This window comes from Alkalihalophilus lindianensis, from assembly GCF_032843265.1.
GTDB lineage: Bacteria > Bacillota > Bacilli > Bacillales > Bacillaceae_D > Alkalihalophilus > Alkalihalophilus lindianensis.
The window spans coordinates 1-278 of record NZ_JAWJBA010000228.1; the positions used below are offsets into that span (position 1 = coordinate 1).

At 38.5% G+C, this 278-nt stretch carries 1 pseudogene; it reads right to left on the bottom strand.

The features are described from left to right. Nucleotides 1-278: pseudogene (locus RYX56_RS22055) on the bottom strand (hypothetical protein); the annotation flags it as partial.

Sequence of the window (278 nt, forward strand, 5' to 3'; positions counted from 1 at the left end):
GGATCGCTTGTTGTTTTCGTACAGTGTTATGAATTCTTCCTCAGCATACTCATTAATCCTTTCCATTGCATCCGTATCATTTGTAAGAATGATGATTTCTTTTTTTACATCGATATGGTCACGGGTACTATGACGAATCCAATATTCCTTGTGTAAACCCTCTCCCAACAACTTTCCAGCTTGCTCAAAATGTCGGGAAATATCAAAATCGGACATGGTCATGGTCTGTGTTTCTTCATCAAAGGAGTAGGCATTGTCTCCGTAATCAAATATTAGTG